Raw genomic sequence first — 24,052 nt, forward strand, 5'->3', positions numbered from 1 at the left:
TCCCTCTCGACGCCTCGACGGGCGCCGTGGACTCTGCTGTCTGACCATTCCAGCTGTTCGGTGCCGAAATCTCGCGAGTACTGCGCTACGCGGATCACCACGTCCGTCGCCGGTGCGCCGGCCTGGCCTACCTGCGCCCGGAGCGGGTTCCGACGGAACCGGGACGCAGGTCGAGCCGTCGCAGCAACTGGGCGTTCAGCGCCACCACCACCGTCGACGCGGACATCAGGATGGCACCGACGCTCATCGGCAGGACGAAGCCGACCGGTGCCAGGATTCCGGCCGCCAAGGGCACCGAGACGAGGTTGTATCCCGCTGCCCACCACAGGTTCTGCCGCATCTTCCGGTAGCCGGCGCGCGACAGCTCGATGACCGACAGGACCGATCGCGGATCGGAGGAGGCCAGGACGACGCCGGCCGAGCCGATCGCCACGTCGGTACCGGCGCCGATGGCGATTCCGACGTCGGCCTGCGCGAGGGCGGGGGCGTCGTTGACCCCGTCGCCGACCATGGCGACGCGATGTCCCTCTTGCTGCAGCTCGCCGACGATGGCAGCTTTGTCCTCGGGCCGGACCCCGGCGTACACCCGATCGATGCCCAGTCGACCAGCGACGTCGTCGGCGACGGCCTGAGCGTCTCCGGTGATCATCACGACCTGTACACCGAGCGCGTGGAGTTCGTCCACGGCTTCGCGCGACTCCGGCCGGACCTCGTCGGCGAGCCGGATCGCTCCGGCGACGCGGTCGTCGACGAGCACGTGGAGGATGATCGCACCCTGCTCACGCCACGCCGCCGAGACGGGCAGCTCGTCGAGGCCCCGTTCGTCGAGCAGGTTGGGACCACCCACCCGGACCTCGTGCCCGTCGACGGACGCGGACACCCCCACCGCGGGTGACGAGGAGAAGTCCTGGGCGGCGAGCGTGTCGACCCCGTCGGCCCGGGCGGCACGCGTGATCGCCGACGCCAACGGGTGCTCACTGGCCGCCTCCGCGGCAGCCGCGAGGCTGAGCACCCGACGCCGATCGTGTCCCGGAGCGGGTTCGATCTCGACGACGGTCGGCTCCCCCTTGGTCAGGGTGCCGGTCTTGTCGAACAACACGGCGTCGACGTTGCGCATCGACTCGAGTGCGAGCCGGTCCGTGACCAGGACCCCGGCGCGCGCAGCTCGCTCGGTCGCGATCGCGACGACGAGCGGGATCGCCAGTCCCAGTGCATGCGGGCACGCGATGACCAGCACCGTGATGGCGCGGACGACGGCGTCGTCGGGCGACCCGACTACGGTCCAGACGATCGCGGTGAGCACGGCGGCACCGAGAGCGAACCAGAACAGCCACCCGGCCGCGGTGTCGGCGAGCCGCTGAGCCCGCGACGAGGAGGCCTGCGCGTCGGCGACGAGGCGTCCGATGCCGGCCAGGGCGGTGTCGTCGCCGGTCGCGGTCACACTGACCCGCACTCCGGAGTCGGTCGCGACGGTGCCGGCGACGACGAGGTCGCCAAGCCCACGCCGAACGGGGGCCGACTCCCCGGTGACCATCGACTCGTCCATGTTCGCGGAGCCGTCGACGATGGTGCCGTCGGCGGGTACGGACGCTCCGGGCCGGACGACGACCACGTCGCCGACGACCAGGGAGTCGGGCGGCACCGAGACGATGTCGTCCCCCACGATCTTCTCGGCCTCGTCCGGAAGGAGCGCGGCGAGTGAGTCGAGCGCCGACGTCGTCCGCGCCAGCGAACGCATCTCGATCCAGTGACCGAGCAACATGATCACCACGAGCAGGGCCAGCTCCCACCAGAAGTTCAGCTCATGGTCGAACAGGTGCAGCGTCGAACCCCAGGAGGCGACGAACGCGACGGTGATGGCCAGCGAGATCAGGAGCATCATCCCCGGACGACGGGTACGGATCTCCTCTGCCGCACCGACGAGGAACGGACGTCCGCCCCACAGGTAGACAACGGTGCCGAACAGCGGCGACACCCATCGCACCCACTCCGCGTCGGGCAGCTCGTAACCGAGGATGCCGGCGAACATGTCATTGAAGGCGACGGTCGGGATCGCCAGGACCAGCATGATCCAGAACAGTCGCCGGAATCGGTCGACGTGCCCGCTGTGGTCGGCGTGCCCACCGTGGTCGGCATGCCCGTCGTGCTCCCCGTGGTTGCCGCGCCCGGCTGGGGTGTGAGGGCTCGCCGCGTGGCCGGTCGTCGACGAGGCCGCTGCGCGTGGATGGTCGTGGTGCGTGTCCATACGGGTGAGGATATACCCCCCAGGGGTACCTGCGCCAGGTCTACTTCTACCCCGTACGGGTATTCACCGAACGCGGCCGGACATGGAACGGCCCCCGCATCGCCCACGAGGGGCCTGCGCCGACCGGACCGGGTCGGGATGCGGGGGCCGGGTGACCACCTGGTATTCGCTTGCGCCGACCGACGGATGGATCCCGTCTCGGTGCGACACGAATGCCACACGGTCAACTGCTAGCGGATGGTCACCTCACATGTCCGATGAGAAATCACTATCAGACCACCTCCTTCCTTGTGTACCCGCGAAAGTACGCCCGATTGCGGCGCGCCGCAACGGATTAACGCGGTCAGGGGGTGGGCACCGGCGCTCCGGCGGGGCCGGGGGCCACCGATGGCGTCCCCGACGGCGTCGCTGTGGGCGCGGAACTCGGGGCGGGTACCGGCTTCGCGTCGGGGGGCAGCGACTCGACGACCTCGATCTTCGATCGGAACGTGTCGTCGGTGATGACCTCGATGGCGTTGATGAGCCAGCGGTCGCCCTCGCGCTTCATGTCGAAGGTCAGCCGCGACGGATTGATGCTGACGAGTTCCTTGTTGCCGCGGGTCACCGACTGGTTCATGAAGATCAAGACCTGCGAGGTGTCGGCCGTGTTGGTCACCACGCCCGCGTCCTGGATCGTCACCTCGGACACCACCGACTGCTTGCGCACCTCGGCGGCGAGGTTGTTGTCGGTGATCAGTTTCGTGTACTCCGGCTTGGCCGGCCCGGTGAGCACACTCATCGACTGATCGATGTGCTCGGTGACGTTCTCGGCGTTGTAGCCGAACATCGTCGTCGCATACTCACGAGCCGCCGCGAGTGACGATGCACGCGCATCCTCGACGGTGCGGCCCTGGGTGAAGCGGAACCCGAGGAACGCTGTCGCCACGACCGCGGCGACCAGCACGACACCGAGCGCGATCAACCCGAGACGCCCCTTCCCCACCGTGAATCGGGACCTCGACTTCGACGCCATCACGCCACCCACTCGAAGTCGGTCATCTTGAGGTCGCCGTTGATCCGTGTCATGTCGACCCGCCAGCGGAAGACCTTCTCCTGCGACGGCACCTCGCCGTCGAGGGACCGCTGGTGCCAGCCGAACACCATGATGACCGAGCCCTCGTCGGGTTCGGCCTTGGTGACCGCGGAGCTGAGGATGAGCGACCGTGTTTCCAGCTTGCCGTCCCGGACGAGTGCCGCGACCTGCTGGATGTTGGTCTCCACCTCCTGCTTGACCTTGCCGCTGGTGTCCTCCTGCACCGAGGTCAGCGTCTGGTCGACGGTGTCGGGGTTCATGCTGGTGAGGTTCACGAGCACCTGCGACGCGAACGCCGAATACTCGGCACGCAGGTCGTCGGTCCGGTCCTGTCGCGCGATACCGAGCGCGAACACCACCGACGCGATGGCACACACCACGATGACCACGAGCGCCACCACGACACCCACGATCGTCCGCGGCGAGCGACGGCCGGAACCGCGATAACGGATGCGGCGCTTGCCCTTCGGTGCCCGGGCATTCGACGACGCCGCAGCCGTCCGGGCTCGTCGGCGCTCCCGGTAGCTGACGGTCTTCTCGACCTCGGACGGGTCGGGCGCGATCGGTGGTTCGGCCTCGGTCCGCTGGCTCGACTCCGGCGGGGACACCGTCGACGTCGTGTCCTGCGCGGAATCGCCGGTGGCCGGCGACGGCTTGTCGGCGTCCCCACCTGTGGCTGCGGGATCGTCGGATGCGGGAGCCGGCGCGGTCGGCGTCGACGACTTCGACGGCTTCTTGCCGGCCGGACGGCCACGCCTGATCGGAGCCGACCGCACGGGCCGCTTCGTATTCCGACTGTCACCCGTGCCGGTGCGATCTGGGGATGAGGTACCGGGCCCGTCCGGGGTCACGGGGCGACCGTCCCGCTGATCATCGTCTGCCATGTACTGCTCTGTCCCTGCTCATCGCTGCCGGCCCCGGCGTTGTAGGTCTTCCCGTCGGGTCCGATGAAGTTGCCCGAGTCCGGGTCGTATGTCGTGGCGTACACCGCGGGCTCCGCGTCGAAGTCCTTCGGTGTGCCCGGTGTCACGGTACCGGAGGAGGCCGGCTGCCATTTCAGCCCGAACGGCAGTCCGCTCTGGAACGGGTCGACCGAGCCCGGCTTGGGTACATAGCCGGTTTCACACTCAGCCGGGGTGGGCGCCCGTCGTCCCGGGAACTCCGCGCACGGGTAGTTGCGGGCGCCGCGGACGGCGATGTTCGAGTTCCGCGGCACCCGGCACAGCATGCCCGGCGGCAGTTCACGGGCGGTCTGCTCCGAGGGCCAGCGCCAGTCCTCCTTCGGCAGGAAGCCGATGTTGCACGGCGGCCGGTCCTGGAAGGCCAGCGAGAAGTTGACGTTGGGACCGAACCGCGTGGTTCCGGTGTTCAGCGCCGTGATCAGCGAACTGACCAGTCGCGGATAGAGAACCAGCACCTGCTTCCAGTTCGGCAGGTACACCACCTGCGTCTTGGCGATGGTCCCCAGATTCGAGACCAGCAGCGGGTACGACGCACCGAGGGACTCGAAGAGTTCCTGGCTCTTCGACGCGGTGGCCGGCCCCTTCCGCAGGATGTCGCCGATCTCGGGCCGGTTCGCGCGGAGCTGGTCGGTGAACGCGGTGACGTCCCGCGTCCAGGATCGGATGGCGTCGGCCGTGCGCGACTGGGTGGCCAGCAGCGGCGCACCCTGTTCGACCAGCTGGATCGTCGTGTCGGTGTTCTTGTTCGCCTCGTCGACGAACAGGACCATCGAGTCGAGCAGCCGCTGGAGCGCTTCCCCCGTGCCGTTGAACGCGACGAAGGCCTCGTCCATGAGCGAGCGCAGCCGAGTGTCGCCGATCTCGGCGAGCAACCGGTCGGCCTGGTCGAGCATCGCGGAGATCTCCACCGGCACCTTGTCGGTCGAGACCGTGGCACCGTCCTGCAGCAATTCTCCGGACTCACCGGCCTCGGGGTCCGGCGTGAACTCCACGAACTGCTCGCCGATCGCGGACACGCTGCGCACCGACGCGGTCGACGACGCCGGGATCTCCGCACCGTTCTCGATGGTGAGCATCGCCTCGACACCGGTGTCGGTCAGCTGCACCGAGTCGACCTTGCCGACGTAGACGCCGCGATAGCTGACGTTCGCGTTCTGGTACAGGCCACCGCTGGTGGGCAGCAGCAGCTGCACCTGATAGCTACCGACCCCGAACATCGACGGGATGCGGATGTAGAACAGCGCCATCACCACCATCGCGACCACGGTCACGATGGCGAAGAGCATCAGCTGCATCCGGACGAATCGCGTGATCTTCATCAGCGGCCACCTCCCGCCGCCGGGACCGGTGTGACCGCCGGACTCCGCGGGATCATGTTCGCCGGAACCGGTTCGGTCGAGTCGGGCAACCGCTCACCACCCGGTTGCAGCGGCGCGATGAACGGGTCGAGCCCGCGCGCGGCGGCGCCGGCCGGACGACCGAAGACGCCCTCGGGACCGGTGACGCCGAGACTGGCGAACATCGTCTTGTTCAGGCGTTCGAGGGTCAGATCGAGGACGAGGTCCGAGTTCACGTAGTCACCCTTGACGATCGTCCGGATCGTCGGTTCGTAGAACGGGAAGGTCAGCAGGATGTTCAGCGATTGCGTCATCGCGGGACCGGCGGCCTGGAGCTGATCAAGGGCCGGTTCGATGCCCTCCACGATCGTCACGATGTTCTCGGAGTTGGCATCGAGGATGTCGTTGGCGGTCTTCGACAGTGTCGCGACCGAGCCGAGCGTGTCGAGGAACTGCTGACGCTGGTCGACGAGCAGCTGCAGTATCTGGGGACTGTCGGCGAGCGCGCGTTCGATGGTGCCGGCCTGCTCGTTCATGGTGCGCGACAACCGGTCGAGTCCTTCGGTGGCCCGGATGATGTTGCCCTTCTGCGCATCCAGATCGGCGACGAGTGTGTTCAGCCGCGGGATGAGTTCCTTGATCTGGTCCTCGCGTCCGCCGAAGACCTCACTCATCTCGTGCACGATGTCGCCGATCTGCGACAGGCCACCACCGTTGAGCACCACCGACAGTGAGCTCAGCACCTGCTCGGTACTGGGATAGGTGCATGCCGACACCTGTTGTGCCGCATTGATGTCGGGGACCGCGGGCACTGACGGGTCCGGCACGATGTTGGATTGCTCCGGGCACTTGGTGAGGGGGATCTGGTCGCCCGGTTCGAGCCGGCCGCCCTCGGGTTCGGACGGTTGCACGATCTCCAGGTGCGTCGAACCCAGCACACTCGTCAGCCCCACCATGACGTGCGATCCGCGCGGGACGATCACACCGTCGTTGAGCCGGATGGTGACCAGCGCGTTCCAGTCCTCCACCTCGATGTCGCCGATGCTCCCGACCGTCGCGTCGTCGATGAGGACCGGCGCGTTGTTGACCAGTCCGGCAGCCGACGGGATCAGGGCGGTGATCTCGTAGGAACCACCACCGGTGCCCTCGGCGCCCGGGACCGGCAGCGAGTTGGGGCCGTCGAACGAACATCCGGTCAGGATCAGCGCGAGGGATGCCGCGCCTGCGATCAGCCCGCCGCGCAGGCGTGCCGGCCTCATCGGTCACCTCCGAACGGGACCAGCAGATCCTCGAGCGGACTGCCCCGATTGTCACGCCGGGTCTCGTTGTCCAACCGGGTGACACCGGCGTTCGCACGCGCGCGAACGCTCGCGTTCTGATATTGGAGCTGGCTCGGTGTCGCGTTGCGGCCCTGCACCGGATTGGTCAGGAACGGTGGGTAGTTCATCGAGATCGACGACAGGACGGGCGCGAGGATCTCCACGCACTTGTCGACGTCGGCCATCGTGGTGCCGGGTCGCTTGGTCGATTCCATCGACCCGCACAGCAGAGTGATCAGGTTGGTGCCGTTGCCTAGACCGAACACACCCGAGAGCGAACCCGACAGCGGGTTGTAGATGTTGTAGAAGTTCGCGAGCTGGTTGGGCGCCGAGTGCAACACGCCGCGCACCTGTTGGTCCTTGTCCGCCACGATCTTCGTACTCGCCGCCAGGCGCTCCACCGACGACGACAGCGCCGTCTGGTTGGTGTCGATGAAGGTCTGCACGTCGGTCATCGCCGCGTCGAGGCCTTTCAGCGCCTCATCGAGTTCGGTCGTGTTGTCCGCGAGAACCGAACTGACCGAGGCGATCCGGCCGTTGAACTGCACCAGCTGTTCGTGGCTGCCCGACAGTGCGTCGGTCAGTTTCTGCAGGCTCTGGATGGTGGCGAACAGATCGCCGCTGCCGGCCGCGAGGGTGCCGATCACGTCGGACACCTCGCGGATCGAAGCGTTGATCGCCTCCCCGTTGCCCTCGAGGTTCTCGTCGAAGACGTTGACCGCCTTGGCCGCCGAACCCGGATCGGCCCCCTCCGGCCCGATGGCCTCGGTGAGCCGGGTGAGCTGGGCCTTGATGTCGTCCCACTCCATCGGCACCGCGGTGCGATCCATCGGGATGTCGGCGCCGTCGGACATCTGCGGCCCGCCCGAGTAGACCGGCGTCAGCTGCACGAACCGGCCCGAGACCAGACTCTGTGCGACGATGACGGCTTTCGCGTCCTGCGGGATGTCGACGCTCTTGTCCACGCGCAGTTCGACTTTCACGTCGTTCTCGCGCGGGGTGATCGCCGAGACACTGCCGACGTTCACACCGAGCACCCGGACCGGGTCGCCCTTGTAGAGACTGGCGACACCGCCGAAATAGGCGGTGAAGGTGTTCGTCGTGGATTTGGTGAACACCTTCCAGCCCACGAGGATCAGGGCGATCGCGAGAACCACGGCGAGCACACCGAAGAGCACCTTGCGCCCGATGGTCATACTTCCGACGGTCATGTCACCTCCCCCTCGTGGTCGGCGCGGGCGTGGGATAGGTCGGCTTCGGCAGGGGTCCGCGCGGCGGATCGCTGCCCACCGGCGGTCCCTGCTGCCAGCCATCCGGCAGGAGGGGGAAGGCGGTGTACATGAACGATTGCCACAGCTGCGGGTACCGGCCGCGCAATGCGTTGAGGAAGACCGCGGTGTAGTCGCCGAAGGTGTTGAGTCCGACCAGCGAATCGAAGTTCGGACCCGACGCCACCGCCTCGCCGAGCGTGTTGGCGAACGGCCCCAGCCGGTCGATCGTCTCCTTCAGTTCCTTCTCCTGATCGGTGAGGATCGTCGCGACGCGGTCGAACTTCTGCAGGACGGGCGTCAGCTGCGCATTGTTCTCGGCGATGAAACCCCGCAGTTGAGCGGTGACGTCACCGATTCCCTTGATCAACTGGTTGAGCGCGTAGCGCCGCATCTCGATCTCGCCGACGAGGGCGTTGGCGTCGACGAGCAGGCGGTTGATCTGCTCGTTGCGGTCGCCGACGATCTTGCTGACCTGGTTGGCCTTGGCCAGCAGCGCCCGTAACTCGTTGTCGCGGTCGGCGACCGCCTTCGACAGTCGCGCCACACCGTTGACCGCTCCCTGCACCTGATCCGGGGTCTCGGAGAAGGTGATGGTCAGCGTGTTCAGCGCTTCGTTGAGCTGCTCGGTGTCGGTCTCGGCGACGGTGTCCGTCGCGCCCTCGAGCGCGTCTTGCAGCGAATACGGCGAGATCGTGTTGCCGACCGGGATCGAGCCACCGGGCTTGATCCGGTCCCCGCCGTGCGGGATGACGGTGAGATTGCGTCGGCCGAGCACGGTCTCGGTCCGGATCGCGGCCTGGGAGTCCGCCCCCATCTCGACGGTGTCGTCCATGCGGAATCCGACCTCGACCTTGGTCCCGGCGTCGGTGCCGGCCAGTGCGATCGACTCGACCGTGCCGACCTGGACACCGGAGACGGTGACGATGTCGCCCTTGGTGAGTCCGCCCGCGTCGTCGAAATAGGCGGTGTAGGTGCTGATCGGCGAGATGTAGGGCAGCTTGTCCATCTGCATCGCGGTGATCACCACCAGGCCGATCACGACGATGCCGATGACGCCGACCTGCGCGCGGCTTCGCTGCCCACGCTTGACCTCGCGGGCGACGTCGGCCTCGTCGGATTCGGATCTGCGACTCGAGAACATACCTCCGAACGGAAGACTCATGAGCCGTCACACCTTCCGCCGGCCGTCGTGGTGTTGCCCATCACGTTGTTCGACGTGTACAGGATCGTCTGCCCCCCGGGTGCCGGGAGCAACAGGCGGATGCGACAGAAGTAGATCTGCAGCCACGCACCGTAGGAGCCCAGGTTCGACAACGTCTTGTAGTCCTCGGGAAGTCGCGAGATCAGGTTGCGGATAAAGGGTTCCGCGGCCAGCAACTCCTCCGAGACCCGTCCGGTGTTGGTGACCATCGACTGCAGGGTCGGCCGGGTGGTGGCCAGCAGATCGGCGAGACCGTTGGTGACGCGTGAGGTCTGCGTCAGCGCGTTGCCGACCGTGGCCTTCTGTTCGGCGAGCCCGGTGACCAGTTGCTGCAGGAGGTCGACGCTGGTGTCCAGGCCTTCCCGGTCGCCGTCGAGCGTGGCGAGGGTCGTGTTGAGGTTGTTGATCACGTCGCCGATCAACTGGTCGCGGTCGGCCAGCGAGTCGGTGAACGACGCGGTGTTGCCCAGCAAGGTGTTCAACGCACCGCCCTGCCCCTGGAAGACCGCGATCAGCGAACTGGTGAGCGCGTTGGCGTCGTCGGCGTCCAGGGTCCGGAACAGCGGTTTGAAGCCGCCGACGAGCTTGTCGAGGTCGAGCGCGGGCTCGGTCTGGCCGACCGGGATCTGCGCACCGTCGGCGAGGAAGGTCGACGTGTTGCCCGTCCCCTGCTGCAACTCGAGATACCGGTCGCCGGTGAGGTTCTCGTACCGGATCAGCGCGCGGGCCGACTCCGGGAGCGGATACTTCTGGTCGACGCTGAACGTGATCACGGCATCGTTGTCGCGGTTCAGTTCGACGTCACCGACCGATCCGACCTCGACGCCGGCGATCTTGACCTTGCTGCCCGACTTCATCGCCGACGCGCTGGTGAAGACGGCACTGTACTCGTTCGACGCGCCGGAACGATAGCGGCTGAAGACGACGACCAGCGCGACGAACACCAGGACCATCACCACGGTGAAGGCACCCAGTTTGATCAGGGTCGCGCGGAACGCGCGAGCGCGGTTATCCACGGGGCGGTTCTCCGAACAGGATCTGGAACAGCTTCTGCGAGTTCGCCTTCGGCTTGGTCCTGGGCTGATAGGGCTGCGGCGCGTTGTCGCCGACGTAGAACGGTGCCGGCACCGCGGAGGAGGGATCGCTGAGCCCGCCCTGGCACGTCGGCGGCCCTTCGACCCCGACCCGCGGCAGGTCGTAGGGGTAGGCGTAGGGATCCTTGCCCGGCAGCAGACCGGCGTCGAGCATCAGCATGCCGTTGCGCTCACCGAGGAACGGCGCCGCCACCTCGGAGGCGATCGCGCTGGCGGTGAGGAAGCACTTGATCCCCGGGGCGTTGTAACCCAGCAGCGCGGCGATGGGGTCGAGGTCCGACAGCGCACCGATGAGTGTCTTCTTGGACGGCGCGATGACCCCGTCGATGGTGTTCGCCATCCCGGTGGCGTTGATGAGCAGCGCGTCGAGGTTGGACGTGTTGTCCACCAACGTGTTCCCGACGACGGTGAAGTTGTCGACGGTCCGCAGCAGGTCGGGCATCGAGTCCGCGTACACGTTGGTGACGGTCGCGCCTTCCCGGAACAACCGGTTGAGGGCGGGCAGATGCGGGTTGGTCTTGCCGAGCAGCGCGGTGAGTTGCTCGAGGGCGTCGCCGATCTCGTCGCCCTGCCCCTGCAGAGCCGTGTTGATCGCGCCGAGAGTTGCGTTGAGCTTCTCCGGCTGGAGTTGGGCGAGCACCGAGACGAGCTGCTGGTAGACGGTGTTCAGTTCGACGACCACCCGGTCGGCGGGGATCTCGGCTCCCGCGGTCAGCGTGCCCTCGGGTTCTCCGGGGACCACGAAGTTGACCGCCTTGGCGCCGAAGATCGTGTTCGACTTGATGTCGGCCGCCACGTTCGCGGGGATCTTCGCCATGTCGCCGTCGGCGATGTCGAGGGTCAGGATCGCGTCGCCGCCGCGCTCGGAGATCTCGGCGACCCGACCCACCTCGACGCCACGCAGTTTCACCTTGGCGTCGGGGTTCATCACCAGCCCGGCACGAGGCGCGACGAGGGTCACCTGCTGGGTGCCCTTGAAGGCACCGAGGAATGACGCGCTCGCCCCGATGATCAGGGCCAGCAGCACCGCGACCATGGCGACTGCCGCCGCTCGGCGGGTGACCCGTGAACGCTCTTGTCTCCTGCTCATGACTCAGCCCGCCAGGTTGAACTTGCCATCGGCGCCATAGATGGCGAGGGAGGTCAGGAGTGTGATCACGACCACAACAACGAGCGATGCGCGGACCGCGTTCCCGACGGCGACGCCGACGCCGACCGGCCCGCCCGAGGCGTTGTAGCCGTAGTAGGTGTGGATCAGCATGACCGCGACCGCCATGCAGATCGCCTGCACGAACGACCAGAGGATGTCCGACGGTATGAGGAACGTGTCGAAGTAGTGGTCGTAGACGCCGGGCGACTGTCCGTACAGGAAGACCGTCGCCGACCGGCTCGCGAGGAACGATGCCAGCGATGCCAGCGCGTAAAGCGGGATGATCGCGATCAGGCCGGCGATGATGCGCGTGGACACCAGATAGGGAATGGAGGAGATCGCCATCGTCTCCAGTGCGTCGATCTCTTCCGAGACCCGCATGGCACCGAGCTGTGCGGTCGCACCGGCACCGATGGTCGCGGCGAGCGCGATGCCGGAGATCACCGGGACGGCGATGCGCACGTTGATGAACGCCGAGAAGAAGCCGGTGAGTGCCTCGACGCCGATGTTCGCCAGCGAGCTGTAACCCTGGACCGCGATCGTGCCGCCGGTGAACAGCGTCAGGAATCCGACGACCACGACGGTGCCGCCGATCATCGCCAGCGCGCCGGTGCCCATGGAGATCTCGGCGATGAGCCGCAGCGTCTCCTTCTTGTAGTGCTGGATCGCGCGGGGGATCGACACGACGCTGTCCCAGTAGAACAGCGCCTGGTCGCCGATCTGGTCCCAGTCCTCGCCGGCCCTCTTGACCGCGACGCGCGCGGTCCGGAACCGGGTGGTGAACGGAAGTACCATCGCTCAGCCCGCCGTTGCCTTGAGACCGACCGCGGTGACGACGACGTTGACGACGAACAGCGCCATGAACGAGTACACGACGGTCTCGTTCACGGCATCGCCGACGCCCTTCGCGCCACCCTTGACGTTGAGCCCCTGATAACAGCCGACCATCCCGGCGAACAAGCCGAACAGCGCGGCCTTGACCATCGAGATCATCAACTCGCCGAAGCCGGTGAGCAGGGTCAGATTGGCCACGAAGGCACCGGGGTTCACGTCCTGGAGGTAGACGGAGAAGATGAAGCCGCCACCGATGCCGATCGTGCAGACCAGACTGTTGAGCAGGAGCGCCACCCCGGTGGAGGCCACGATGCGGGGCACGACCAGACGGTGGATCGGGTTGATGCCGAGCACCTTCATGGCGTCGATCTCTTCGCGGATGGTCCGGGCGCCGAGGTCGGCGCAGATCGCGGTCGCGCCCGCTCCGGCGACGATCAGGACGGTGACGATCGGACCGATCTGGGTGATCGTGCCGAGCGCGGCACCCGCACCCGAGAGGTCCTGAGCGCCGATCTCGCGCAACAGGATGTTCAGCGTGAAGCTGACGAGAACCGTGAACGGGATGGCGACGAGGAGGGTGGGCACCATCGACACACGGGCGATCGCCCAGGACTGTTCGACGGTCTCCCGCCACTGGAACGGCCGGTGGAACAACTCGCGCGCCGACTCGACCCCGAGCGCGACGAAATCCCCGATTCCGCTCAAGGGTGTGGCCAGTTTGCTCAGCACCTCCGGCCCCCCTTCACCCTCGCACCATCGCGAAACCTATCACGCACAATTGACCCGAATTGGTCAGTTGACCAGAGCGCTTGCCGAGAATGTGCGTCCCGGATCGCGGTCGGCGAAGTGACCCGTCAGGGTCTTCGCGAGGTCCTCCGCGGACCACGCGTCGCCCTCGGCGACGAAGACCTCGTCGACCGTTGGCGCGGCCATCAGGGTGACCTTGGGGCCGTAGACGACGAACACCTGGCCGGTGACCGCATCGGAGTCGGGGCCGGCGAGGTAGGACACCAGCCGCACGACGTGCTCGGGGTCGAGGGGATCCACGCCCTCGGTGGGGGCGTCGCCGAACACCGACGCGGTCATCGCCGTCCGCGCCCGCGGGCAGATCGCGTTGGCGCGCACGCCGTATCGTTTGAGGGCGCGCGACGCCGACAGCGTGAGCGCGGTGATACCCGCCTTCGCCGCACCGTAGTTGGCCTGCCCCTCGGGACCGAGCAGGCCGGCCTCCGACGCGGTGTTGATGATCCGGCCGTAGACCGGACCGCCCGCCTTCTTCGACTCCGCGCGCCAGTGCGACGCGGCGTTTCGGGTGAGCAGGAAGTGACCGCGCAGATGGACGCGGATCACCAGATCCCACTCGTCGTCGGTCATGTTGAACAGCATCTTGTCGCGCACGACGCCCGCGTTGTTGAGGACGATGTCGAGCGAGCCGAGTTGTTCGGTCGCCGTCGCGAGGATCGCGGTGGCCGTGGCCGATTCGCCGATGTCGCCGGGCACCGCGACCGCGCGGCCACCCGCTGCGGTGATCGTGTCGATCACGTCGCTCTGCTCGAGCGCCGCGGGGAGGTCGTTCACGACGACCGCGGCCCCCTCGGCGGCCAATCCGATGGCCTCCGCGCGACCGAGTCCTGCACCTGCACCGGTGACGACCGCGACGCGACCGTCCAACGAGTAACCCACCCGACATCCTCCTGAGCTAAAACTAGAACCTGTTCTAGCATGATTCACGAACGGATGGAACCGAACCGCATTTTCGCCCGGATCAGTCCTCCACGACGGCCAGCGCCGACTTCGGACAGTTGGCGGCGACCTGACGCAGTTCCTCGACGCGGTCGGCGGGGATGTCCTCTTGGAGAATGACCAGGTAGTCGTTGTCATCCAGGTCGAAGAAGTCCGGCGCCATCCCGACACAGATGGCGTTGGACTCACACAGGTCGAAATCTGCCTTGATACGCATCGGAACCGTCTCCTCGTCGATGGGTCGCCTGTTGACTGGGCTGTGAGAACAGGTTAGAACGTGTTTCAGAAGTGCACGAGTACTTCGACTGTCAACTTGACCATAAGCCGGGACCGGACGCTAGCCGATCCACCCCTTGGAGTGTCGATGCGCATCGCCTATACCGACCAACAAGCCGAGCTCCGTAGGGAACTCCGCGACTACTTCTCCGGCCTCATGACCGAGGATCGTCGTGCCGTCCTGTCCGGCGGCGACGGCGAACTCGGCGAGGGCGACGCCTACCGCGACGTCGTCGCCCAGATGGGTGCCGACGGCTGGCTCGCCCTGGGCTGGCCCACCGAGTTCGGCGGTCAGAACCGGTCGATGATGGACCAGCTGATCTTCACCGACGAGGCAGCGATCGCGGGTGCGCCCGTTCCGTTCCTCACGATCAACTCGGTGGCGCCGACGATCATGAACTACGGCTCCGCCGAACAGAAGGCGTACTTCCTGCCGCGGATCGCGGCCGGCAAGCTGCACTTCTCGATCGGGTACTCCGAACCGGGCGCCGGCACCGATCTCGCGGCCCTTCGGACCACCGCGGTGCGCGATGGCGACGACTACGTCATCAACGGTCAGAAGATGTGGACGAGCCTGGTCGCCTACGCCGACTACATCTGGCTCGCCTGCCGCACCGATCCGTCGACGCTGGAACCCGGCGGCAAGAAGCACAAGGGCATCTCCATGCTCATCGTGCCCACCACCGCCGAGGGCTTCAGTTACACGCCGGTCCACACCATGTCGGGGGTCGACACCAGCGCGACCTACTACCAGGACGTCCGCGTGCCCACGTCGTCGATCGTCGGCGAAGAGGGTGGCGGGTGGCCGCTGGTCACCAACCAGCTCAATCACGAGCGGGTCGCGCTGTGCAGCGCGGCACCGATCCAGACCGCGCTGCGCGAGACGGTCGCGTGGGCGCAGCAGACCAAGACCGGCGACGGTCATCGGGTCATCGACGCCCCCTGGGTGCAGCAGAATCTGGCCCGGGTGCATGCCAAGGTCGAGTTCCTCAAGCTGATCAACTGGAAGATCGCCTCGGTCGCCAGCTCCGGCGGATCGCCGAGTCCGGCCGATGCCTCGGCGACGAAGGTCTACGGCACCGAGTTCGCCACCGAGGCCTATCGACTGCTGATGGAGGTCGTCGGACCCGCCGCGACGCTGCGTACCGGCAGCACGGGCGCCCACCTCAACGGACGCCTGGAACGGTTCCAGCGCACCTCACTCATCCTCACTTTCGGAGGCGGCACCAACGAGATCCAGCGCGACATCATCGCGATGCTCGCTCTCGGCCTGCCGCACCAGCGTCGCTGACAGAGCCCGCCCCGCTGGTTGAGTAGCCACGAGCGAGCGCAGCGAGCACGCGGCGTATCGAAACCACCCCGCACCCCGAACATGGAGACACACCATGGATTTCTCGCTTCCCGAATCCGGCGCCGACGTCCGCGGCCTCGCGCGCGACATCGCGACGTCGATCAGCACCCCCGAACGGGTCGCCGACCTGGAGGCCACGCGTGCCGCGCTCGACGCGGACCTGTGGCGCGAACTCGGCGGTGCCGGACTCCTCGGCCTCGAGCTGTCCTCCGAAACCGTCGGTGATGCCGGTGGCGATCTCGGCGTCGTCGAGAACGCGCTCGTGGCCACCGAACTCGGCCGGGCACTGGCCCGCGTGCCGTTCGGTCCCCACGCGATCGCCGCCCTGCCGGTGATCTCCGCCCAGGGTTCGGCGCAGCTCCGCGACCGGGTCCTCGCCGCCGCAGCCACCGGTGACGCGGTGCTCACGGTCGCCGTGGAGGAAGACCTGGCCACCGACCTGCGCTCCCCCACCGCCACGTTGTCGACGGAGGGAACACTCACCGGGGTCAAGGTCGACGTTCCTTATGCCGAGGCCGCGGACATGTTCGTGGTCACCGTATCCGGACCCGACGGCGTCGTGGCGGTGGTCGTGGCCGCCGATGCCCCGGGAGTCGTCGTCACCCCCACCCCGTCCACCGGGCTGATCCCCTCGGCTCAGGTCGAGTTCGACAGCACGCCGGTGTCCGGTGACGCCGTTCTCGGCGGCGGCGCCGACACGGCCGCGACACTCGTGGCCCGCGCTACCTTGGCGTGTTGCGCCGAACAGACCGGCATCGTCGAACGCGGACTCGAACTCACCGCCGAGTATGCCCGCGAGCGTGAGCAATTCGGTCGTGCCATCGGGTCGTTCCAGGCGGTGGCCCAGCGGCTCGCCGACGGGTACATCGATGCGCAGGGGCTGGCACTCACGACGACGCAGGCGGCCTGGCTGCTCGACCACTCGACCGGCCACACGCCGGAGCTGCAGAACGCGGTCGCGACGGCCAAGTTCTGGGCCGCCGAGGCCGGCCACCGGGTGGCGCACACGGCCGTGCACGTGCACGGTGGCGTCGGCCTCGACACCAGCCACCAGGTGCACCGATACTTCCTGCGCGCCAAGCACAACGAGTTCGCGTTCGGCTCGGCCACCGCATCGGTGCGGGTCATCGGAGCCGAACTGGCCGCCGCGCCGGCGTGAACCAGCCGGTCGCGGTGCGCGCCCGCACGGTCGCCGATCTACTCGCGCCACTGACCGCGGTCGAGGATCGCGGGGTCTGGTTCGAGGGCGGGTTCTGTTCGTGGGCCGACCATCTCGTCGGCGCGGCACGGCGAGCCGGGGTGTTGCGCAGCCGGTTGTCGGATGACCGCCCGCGCCACGTGGGCGTCCTGCTCGCCAACACCCCGGAGTTCAGCGCGCTGTTCGCCGCGGCGGCACGCCACGGATTCGTGCTGGTCGGTCTCAACACCACACGCCGCGGCAACGCCCTCGCCGCCGATATCGCCCGCGCCGACTGCCAGATCGTGCTGTGCGACGGGGACACCCGGCATCTGCTCGACGGCCTCGAGCTCGGCGGAGCACGCGTCGTCGACGTCGATTCACCCGAATGGACGGCCGCGGTGACCGCGAGCGACCCGGCGCCCCTCGCCGAACCGGCACCGGACGACCTCATGATGCTGATCTTCACCTCGGGGACGACCGGCGATCCCAAGGCGGTGCGATGTACGCACCGGACCTTCGCCACCAGCGGCCCGATGCTCGCCGAACGTTTCGGTCTCGGCCCGGATGACGTCGCCTACCTCTCGATGCCGATGTTCCACTCCAACGCGATGATCGCCGGGTGGTGCGTCGCGGTGTCCGGCGGAGCCTCGATCGCGTTGCGGCGCAGCTTCTCCGCGCGCGGGTTCGTCGAGGACGTCCACCGGTACGGCGTGACGTATGCCAACTACGTCGGCAAACCGCTGAACTACATCCTCGCGACCGAGCCCCACCCCGACGACGCCACCAGTTCACTGCGGGTCATGTACGGCAACGAGGCGTCGGCCCGTGACCGGCGCCGGTTCGCCGAGCGCTTCGGCTGCCGCGTCGTCGACGGTTTCGGGTCCACCGAGGGCGGGGTGGCCATCACCCGGACCCCAGACACACCCGACGATGCCCTGGGCCCGCTGCGTGCACCTACGGCGGTCGTCGACGTCGAGACCGGTGAGCCCGTTCCGGCCGGGGTGGTCGGTGAGATCGTGAACCTCTCGGGGCCCGGACTCTTCGCCGGCTACCACAACGACCCCGGCGCCACCGCCGAACGCCTGCGCGGCGGGATCTATCACACCGGCGACCTCGCCTGGGTCGACGACGAGGGTTATCTGCACTTCGCCGGGCGCCTCGGCGACTGGTTGCGCGTCGACGGTGAGAACATGGGCACCGGACCCATCGAGCGAATCCTGCTGCGGCATCCGGACATCCGGCAGGCCGCCGTGCACGGCGTGCCTGTGGAGATCGGCGACGAGATCGAGGCGGTCCTCGTCGCCGACGGACTCACCGCCGACGATCTCTCCGAGTTCCTCTCCGCCCAGGACGATCTCGGGCCGAAACAGTGGCCGCACCGGGTGCGGATCGTCGCCGAACTCCCGGAGACGGCGACCTTCAAGACCGTCAAGCGCCTGCTGGCCTCCGACACGACCCCGCCCACGTGGCGGCGTGACGGCGGGACCTACCGCGCCGCGACGTAGAGCCTCGACCCCCGCGATCCGTATGACGTTGTGCCCGGAATCCGGGCACAACGTCATACGGATTTTCGACGCTTGCTTGTGGATGTCGTTCTCTGCTCGCGGTCGTCACGCACTACGTTGACAGCGCGCAGTCCGGTACGCGCCGACCGTGCTAGCTTCTACGCACACTCTCGGGGGGAGACGATGGCAGATCTGACCGTGGATCCACGCTATTTCGGTCGTCGCACACCGTTTGTCGCGATTGCTGCGGTGGCCCTGTCGTTCGTTGCGTACGCACTCCTCTGGGGTCTCGGTGTGATGCTCGCGCTGCTCGCCCTGCTCGGAGGTGCTCTGTGCATGCTCTTCCCTGGCCCGGCGAGACAGACGGGGACCGGGGTTGTGGTCGGCATCATCGTGTTCGTAGCGGGTTTCGCCGCGTTCCTGCTGACGAACCTCTGACAGGAGGTCCTGACCCACCCGGCGATGTGACGATCACGCCGTCGGCGTCGGGGAACTCCGTCACCGTGACCGTCACGAACAGGTCCGCGGCGGTGGTCGGGTGCAAGATGTTCGGGCTGCCCGCGGGGTCGGTCGCCGACAGCGAGTCCCGTGCCACCGTTCGGTTACGTCAACCCCGTCGACCCGCGTGCGCTGATCGCACCGACCCCCATGCCCCCGGGCCCGTGTCCGGACGCGAGCTGTCTCCCGCCTGACGTCGCCGACGTCGTCGACGACCTGTGGGGCGAGTACACCTCGCCATAGTTCGACCGTCGCACCGGTCACCATCGCTCGCCGCAACGGTCGTTCCGATGCGGGGGTTCCGCCGACACCTCGATTGGTGACGTATTGCCCGGTTGGACCGGCATGTGGTTGGACTCACGTGGCGCTGACGGCCGACTTCGGGTGCTCTGGGAGTTGGGAACTGCCGAATTCGGGCGTCCCCGACGGGACCGACCGCCGGTGCTGCCGAGTTACACATTCCCGTTCGAAGGCCTATCGCGACCACAGCCCTACTGGCAGGACTGGAGCCCAACCGATGACCGTTGTCGAACGCGCCGCATCCACTGCCGACTCCCGCGGCGAATCAACCCGAAAACAGCTGTTGGGCCCGTTCTACGACGGGCGGGAGATGGTTCTCGCAGCCGTCCTCGCCGCGTTGGCGGGCGCCACCGGCGCCGCGGCGTGGCTGTACTCCTCCGGCTGGTACGTGACCTTCATGACGGGCAACAGCGAACGGCTGGTGCTCGAGCACATCAAGGGGGCGCATCGTCTCGGTTTCACAGCTCTGGTCACCGTGATCGTCTTCGTTCTCGGCGTATTCGTGGCCACCTTGGCGCGAATGTATATATGGCGCAAGGCTCGGCACGGGGCGACGATGCTGACCGCGGGTTCGACGATCGCGGCATGGCTCATCGACATCGGCCTGGAGAACGGCAATCGCGAATTCGGCGCCGGCCCTGTCCTCTGCCTGGCCTTCGGTCTCGGCGCACTCAACACCTCGATCAGCCGCAAGGGCGAGGTCGTCATGCCCTTGTCTTATGTGACCGGCACGTTGGTGAAAATCGGCCAGGGTGCCGGGTTACACGTGGCCGGCGTCAAACGACGGGGATGGGTCGCTCACCTGAGTACCTACGCGGGATTCCTGGCCGGCGCAGGATTCGGCGGCCTCCTGTTCAACGCCTTCGACGAACGGAACTCGCTGCTGACCTTGGCCGTGGTCGCGGTTGTCGCGGCGGCGATCACGTGGCGCCTGGATCATCCGAAATTCTTGCGTGCCGATGTCCGCTGACATGACGTTGCGCTCAGCCCCTCAGCCGCCCAGCGTCTTGTTCATCCGTCCGACGGCCTCGTCGTACTCGCTCACGAGGTCGGCGATGAGGTCGGCGACCGGTGTGATCGCGTTGCACCGCCCGACGATCTGACCGGCCGGCATCGCGACGACATCGGGATTGTCGGCCGCCGAGATACGCGCATGCGCCTCGGCGACGAGGAGATTCTGCAGCGGCATCGGCAGGGGCTCGGGCGCGTTGTCGGCGTCCCACGCATCGGTCCAGGCCGTCTTCAACAGTCGCGCAGGCTTTCCCGAGTAGATTCGCCGACGCACGGTGTCGCGCGACGTCGCCTTGAGCAGTGCCTGTTGGACGGTGGACGGCTTGTCGGAGCCCTCGGGCACGCCGAGCTTGTACTCCGCGGCCGTCAGCCAGTACGTCCCCATCCACACCCCCTGGGCGCCGAGCGCGATGGCCGCGGCGATCTGGCGGCCACTACCGACGCCACCGGCCGCGAGAACCGGTGCGGTGTCGCCGACCGCGTCCACGAGTTCGGGCCACAGGATCATCGAGGTGACCTCGCCGGTGTGCCCGCCACCTTCGTAACCCTGCGCGATGACGATGTCCACGCCGGCCTCGACGTGGTGCAACGCATGGTCTTTCGCGCCGGCCAGTGCGGCCACCAGCACCCCGTTGTCGTGCGCGGTCTGGATGACGTCGGGCGGCGGGGACCCCAGCGCGTTGGCGATCAGCTTGATCTGCCCGTACTTACGACGATGCTCCATCGAGATGTCGACGTGGGACCGCGCGACCGAGTGCAGCCAGCCGAGCACACCGGCGTCGACCCGATCACCACCGGGAAGGGGCGGCACACCCAGATCGTCCAGCGTGCGTTCGACGAATGCGCGGTGCTCCGGCGGGATCATGGAACCGAGGTCGACCTTGGAACCCTCGGTGGGGATCTTGGCGGGCATCACCACGTCGACGCCGAACGGCTTGCCGTCGGTGTTCTCGTGGATCCACTCCAGGACCTCGTCGAGCTCGTCGGCCTCGTTGAAGCGGACACAACCCAGCACCCCGAGCCCACCGGCGCGACTGATCGCCGCCGCCACATCCTGGCTGGGGGTGAATCCGAAGATCGGGTACTCGATGCCGAACTTCTCGGCCAGTTCAGTACGCATGATGTCAGCTCGCTTCCGGCGCTCTACTGCGCCTCGTCGGCGGGACGCCCGGTGGTGACCGACGCTCCCCATCGATAGTCGGGTTTGCCTGCGGGAGAACGCTTGATCTCGTCCACGAACCACACGCTGCGCGGACATTTGTAGCCCGCGAGTTCTTTTCGGACGACGTCGTTGAGACTCGCGAGTGACGGTCGCGCGCCGTCCCGGGTGGCGATGACCGCAGCGACGCGCTGGCCCCACCGATCATCGGCCACACCGACCACGACGGTGTCGAACACGTCCGGGTGGGCCTTGAGCGCCCCCTCCACCTCCTCGGGGAACACCTTCTCGCCACCGGTGTTGATCGACACCGAGCCTCGGCCGAGCATGGTGATCGTCCCGTCGGCCTCGAGGACGGCGTTGTCGCCGGGCAGCGAGTACCGCACCCCGTCGAAGACCCTGAACGTCTTGGCCGACTTCTCCGGATCGTTGTGGTAGCGCAGCGGTACATGTCCGGAGCGGGCGAGGACGCCGACCTCACCACTGCCGGGCTCGACCGGTGTGCCGTCCTCCCGGAGGACGTGGGTCTCGCTGTCGGCCTTGACCCGCGGTCCCCCGGTGTGCGGTGTGCCCTTGGCGACCACGCCCATCCCGCCGAAACCGGTCTCCGACGACCCGATCGCGTCGATGATGATCGAGTTCGGGAAACGGTCGAGGAACTGCTCTTTGACACTCGGCGAGAAGAGACATGCCGACGACGCGATCGACAGCACGCTCGACAGATCGCGCTCGCCGCCGTTCTCGAGGGCCTCGATCATGGGTCGCCCCATCGCATCTCCGGTGATGAACACGACGTTGACCTTGTGCCGTTCGACGATGTCCCACGCGGCGGATCCGCTGAACTCGGGGTACACCACCGCTTTTCCGCCGGCGAACAGGGACTGGAAGATCGCCCACTGCGACCCGCCGTGGATGAACGGCGGGATCGGATAGCGGACGAGCTGCCCGCCCTCGGCGCCGGTCTTGGCGAGATGCCATTCGTCGGGCACGGGTTCGCTGGTGTACCAGTCGATTCCGCCACCGAGGACGCGCCACACGTCCACCTGCCGCCACACCACGCCCTTCGGCTTCCCGGTGGTACCCCCGGTGTAGAGCATGTACAGGTCGTCGTCGCTGCGTTCTTCGAAGTCGCGTTCGGCCGACGACGCCGCGATCGCCTCCTCGAAACGGACCGCATCGCTGTGGCCCGCACAGCACAGCTCTTCGGCGGACCCGTCCTCGATGACGATGCGGTATTCGAGATCGGGCGATTTCGGCAACGTGTTGCAGACGCGTGTGGCGAAGCTGCGTTCGTGAATCAGCACCTTCATCCCCGAGTCGGTGAAGATGTGTTCGAGCTCGGCTTCGACGTAGCGGTAGTTGACGTTGACCATCACCGCGCGCGCCTTGAAGATGGCGACCATCGCCTCGACCGACTCGATGGTGTTCCTGCTGTACAGGCCCACCCGGTCGCCCGGCTGCACGCCCAGTTCCCGCAGCTTGTGGGCGAGGGCGTTCGACCGCGCCTCCAGTTCGGCGTAGGAGCGCGTGCGGTCACCGGACTCGAGCGCGATGCGCTCGGGAACCAGGTCGACGGCATGCTCGATGAGGTCGGCGATCGTGTAGGCCATGGCTTCAAAATTAGAACGTGTTATCGTTCTGGGCAAGCGGCAAAACACGGCCGCCGCGATCACCTGAGCACGGTGACACCACCCGAGCCCAGCGACACCGGAGTGCAGCGATGACCACAGCAACCCCCGCCGAGTCCGTCACCGAGAAGGCGCCCGAGTGCCTCGTCGAGAAGCGCGGGCACATCCTGATCGTGACGATGAACCGCCCGGAGGCGCGTAACGCGCTCTCGACCGAGATGATGCGGATCATGACCGAGGCGTGGGATCAGGTCGATGCCGACCCCGACATCCGCGTGGCCATCCTCACCGGCGCGGGCGGGTACTTCTGCGCGGGCGCCGACCTCAAGAGCATGAACAAGAACGCCCCCGGCGACACGGTCGATTCCGGCGCCTGGAATCCGGCCTCGTTGCCGGCTCTGCTGAAGGGGCGCCGGCTCACCAAACCGCTCATCGCCGCGGTGGAGGGGCCGGCGATCGCCGGCGGCACCGAGATCCTGCAGGGCACCGACATCCGGGTGGCCGGCGAGAGCGCCAAATTCGGTGTCTCCGAGGCTCGTTGGGGCCTCTACCCGATGGGCGGGAGCGCGGTTCGTCTCGTCCGGCAGATCCCGTACACCGTGGCCTGCGACATCCTGCTGACCGGCCGCCACATCACCGCGCGCGAGGCGCTCGAGTACGGCCTCATCGGCCACGTCGTCGACGACGGAACCGCCCTGGACAAGGCGCTCGAACTCGCCGAGAAGATCGCGGCCAACGGCCCTCTCGCGGTGCAGGGCATCCTCAAGACGATCCGCGACACCGAGGGCCTGCACGAACTCGACGCCTTCGAGATCGACGCGAAGATCGGCATCTCGGTCTTCAAGTCGAAGGACGCCAAGGTGGGACCCCGCGCGTTCGCCGAGAAGCGCACGCCGGAGTTCACCGGGGAGTAGCG

At 67.3% G+C, this 24,052-nt stretch carries 21 protein-coding genes; 6 read left to right on the forward strand and 15 right to left on the reverse strand.

The features are described from left to right. Positions 1 to 127: 127 nt before the first annotated feature. The 13 genes from KTR9_RS20650 to KTR9_RS20710 form a co-directional block, all read right to left on the reverse strand. Positions 128 to 2,245: a heavy metal translocating P-type ATPase gene (locus KTR9_RS20650; protein WP_014927982.1), complete on the reverse strand. Its 2,118-nt coding sequence runs from the start codon at positions 2,243 to 2,245 to the stop codon at positions 128 to 130. Positions 2,246 to 2,588: 343 nt separating this feature from the next. Further along, positions 2,589 to 3,257, reverse strand: a complete 669-nt coding sequence (locus KTR9_RS20655; protein ID WP_044507196.1) for a hypothetical protein — start codon at positions 3,255 to 3,257, stop codon at positions 2,589 to 2,591. Beyond that, positions 3,257 to 4,201 carry a hypothetical protein gene (locus KTR9_RS20660; protein ID WP_014927984.1) on the reverse strand — a complete coding sequence of 315 codons (945 nt, stop codon included), beginning with the start codon at positions 4,199 to 4,201 and terminating at the stop codon, positions 3,257 to 3,259. The genes KTR9_RS20655 and KTR9_RS20660 overlap by 1 nt, the downstream gene beginning before the upstream one ends. Then, positions 4,165 to 5,598, reverse strand: a complete 1,434-nt coding sequence (locus KTR9_RS20665) for an MCE family protein (protein ID WP_014928751.1) — start codon at positions 5,596 to 5,598, stop codon at positions 4,165 to 4,167. The genes KTR9_RS20660 and KTR9_RS20665 overlap by 37 nt, the downstream gene beginning before the upstream one ends. Beyond that, the gene (locus tag KTR9_RS20670) at positions 5,598 to 6,875 is read right to left on the reverse strand and encodes an MCE family protein (protein ID WP_014928752.1); all 1,278 of its coding nucleotides are present in this window, start codon (positions 6,873 to 6,875) and stop codon (positions 5,598 to 5,600) included. The genes KTR9_RS20665 and KTR9_RS20670 overlap by 1 nt, the downstream gene beginning before the upstream one ends. Next, on the reverse strand, positions 6,872 to 8,146 hold the full coding sequence (locus KTR9_RS20675; RefSeq protein ID WP_010840628.1) for an MCE family protein: 1,275 nt from the start codon (positions 8,144 to 8,146) through the stop codon (positions 6,872 to 6,874). Before KTR9_RS20675 ends, KTR9_RS20670 begins: the two co-directional genes overlap by 4 nt. Position 8,147: 1 nt before the next feature. Next, positions 8,148 to 9,368: an MCE family protein gene (locus tag KTR9_RS20680; RefSeq protein WP_014928753.1), complete on the reverse strand. Its 1,221-nt coding sequence runs from the start codon at positions 9,366 to 9,368 to the stop codon at positions 8,148 to 8,150. Then, positions 9,365 to 10,423, reverse strand: coding sequence for an MCE family protein (locus KTR9_RS20685; protein WP_014928754.1), 1,059 nt, complete (start codon positions 10,421 to 10,423; stop codon positions 9,365 to 9,367). Before KTR9_RS20685 ends, KTR9_RS20680 begins: the two co-directional genes overlap by 4 nt. Then, positions 10,416 to 11,537, reverse strand: a complete 1,122-nt coding sequence (locus KTR9_RS20690; RefSeq protein WP_044507199.1) for an MCE family protein — start codon at positions 11,535 to 11,537, stop codon at positions 10,416 to 10,418. Before KTR9_RS20690 ends, KTR9_RS20685 begins: the two co-directional genes overlap by 8 nt. A 57-nt stretch (positions 11,538 to 11,594) precedes the next feature. After that, a complete protein-coding gene (locus KTR9_RS20695) occupies positions 11,595 to 12,446 on the reverse strand; it encodes an MlaE family ABC transporter permease (RefSeq protein ID WP_010840632.1) in 852 nt (283 codons plus the stop codon). A gap of 3 nt (positions 12,447 to 12,449) precedes the next feature. Next, positions 12,450 to 13,214, reverse strand: a complete 765-nt coding sequence (locus KTR9_RS20700; RefSeq protein ID WP_010840633.1) for an MlaE family ABC transporter permease — start codon at positions 13,212 to 13,214, stop codon at positions 12,450 to 12,452. A 63-nt stretch (positions 13,215 to 13,277) separates the two neighbouring features. Beyond that, complete coding sequence (locus KTR9_RS20705; protein ID WP_010840634.1) at positions 13,278 to 14,168, reverse strand: 3-oxoacyl-ACP reductase; 891 nt, start codon at positions 14,166 to 14,168, stop codon at positions 13,278 to 13,280. Positions 14,169 to 14,250: 82 nt separating this feature from the next. Beyond that, complete coding sequence (locus KTR9_RS20710) at positions 14,251 to 14,445, reverse strand: ferredoxin (protein ID WP_010840635.1); 195 nt, start codon at positions 14,443 to 14,445, stop codon at positions 14,251 to 14,253. Between the two features lie 147 nt (positions 14,446 to 14,592). Between KTR9_RS20710 and KTR9_RS20715 the strand changes: the two genes are divergently transcribed. From KTR9_RS20715 to KTR9_RS20740, 5 genes are all read left to right on the forward strand, one after another. Then, on the forward strand, positions 14,593 to 15,795 hold the full coding sequence (locus tag KTR9_RS20715; protein ID WP_044508158.1) for an acyl-CoA dehydrogenase family protein: 1,203 nt from the start codon (positions 14,593 to 14,595) through the stop codon (positions 15,793 to 15,795). A gap of 94 nt (positions 15,796 to 15,889) precedes the next feature. Beyond that, positions 15,890 to 17,014: an acyl-CoA dehydrogenase family protein gene (locus KTR9_RS20720; protein WP_014928757.1), complete on the forward strand. Its 1,125-nt coding sequence runs from the start codon at positions 15,890 to 15,892 to the stop codon at positions 17,012 to 17,014. Beyond that, the gene (locus tag KTR9_RS20725) at positions 17,011 to 18,540 is read left to right on the forward strand and encodes a long-chain-fatty-acid--CoA ligase (protein WP_044507201.1); all 1,530 of its coding nucleotides are present in this window, start codon (positions 17,011 to 17,013) and stop codon (positions 18,538 to 18,540) included. Before KTR9_RS20720 ends, KTR9_RS20725 begins: the two co-directional genes overlap by 4 nt. Positions 18,541 to 18,723: 183 nt before the next feature. Further along, positions 18,724 to 18,978, forward strand: coding sequence for a hypothetical protein (locus KTR9_RS20730; RefSeq protein ID WP_014927985.1), 255 nt, complete (start codon positions 18,724 to 18,726; stop codon positions 18,976 to 18,978). A 577-nt stretch (positions 18,979 to 19,555) separates the two neighbouring features. Continuing rightward, on the forward strand, positions 19,556 to 20,308 hold the full coding sequence (locus KTR9_RS20740; RefSeq protein ID WP_014927986.1) for a YoaK family protein: 753 nt from the start codon (positions 19,556 to 19,558) through the stop codon (positions 20,306 to 20,308). 21 nt (positions 20,309 to 20,329) lie between these two features. Here KTR9_RS20740 and KTR9_RS20745 read toward each other — a convergent pair whose 3' ends face one another. Then, positions 20,330 to 21,469 carry an NAD(P)H-dependent flavin oxidoreductase gene (locus tag KTR9_RS20745; protein WP_014927987.1) on the reverse strand — a complete coding sequence of 380 codons (1,140 nt, stop codon included), beginning with the start codon at positions 21,467 to 21,469 and terminating at the stop codon, positions 20,330 to 20,332. A gap of 23 nt (positions 21,470 to 21,492) precedes the next feature. After that, entirely contained in the window at positions 21,493 to 23,118 is a 1,626-nt protein-coding gene (locus KTR9_RS20750; RefSeq protein ID WP_010840645.1) for an acyl-CoA synthetase, read from the reverse strand. A 110-nt stretch (positions 23,119 to 23,228) separates the two neighbouring features. Between KTR9_RS20750 and KTR9_RS20755 the strand changes: the two genes are divergently transcribed. Continuing rightward, on the forward strand, positions 23,229 to 24,050 hold the full coding sequence (locus KTR9_RS20755) for a crotonase/enoyl-CoA hydratase family protein (RefSeq protein ID WP_010840646.1): 822 nt from the start codon (positions 23,229 to 23,231) through the stop codon (positions 24,048 to 24,050). Positions 24,051 to 24,052 lie beyond the last annotated feature (2 nt).

This window comes from Gordonia sp. KTR9, from assembly GCF_000143885.2.
Classification (GTDB): Bacteria; Actinomycetota; Actinomycetes; order Mycobacteriales; family Mycobacteriaceae; genus Gordonia.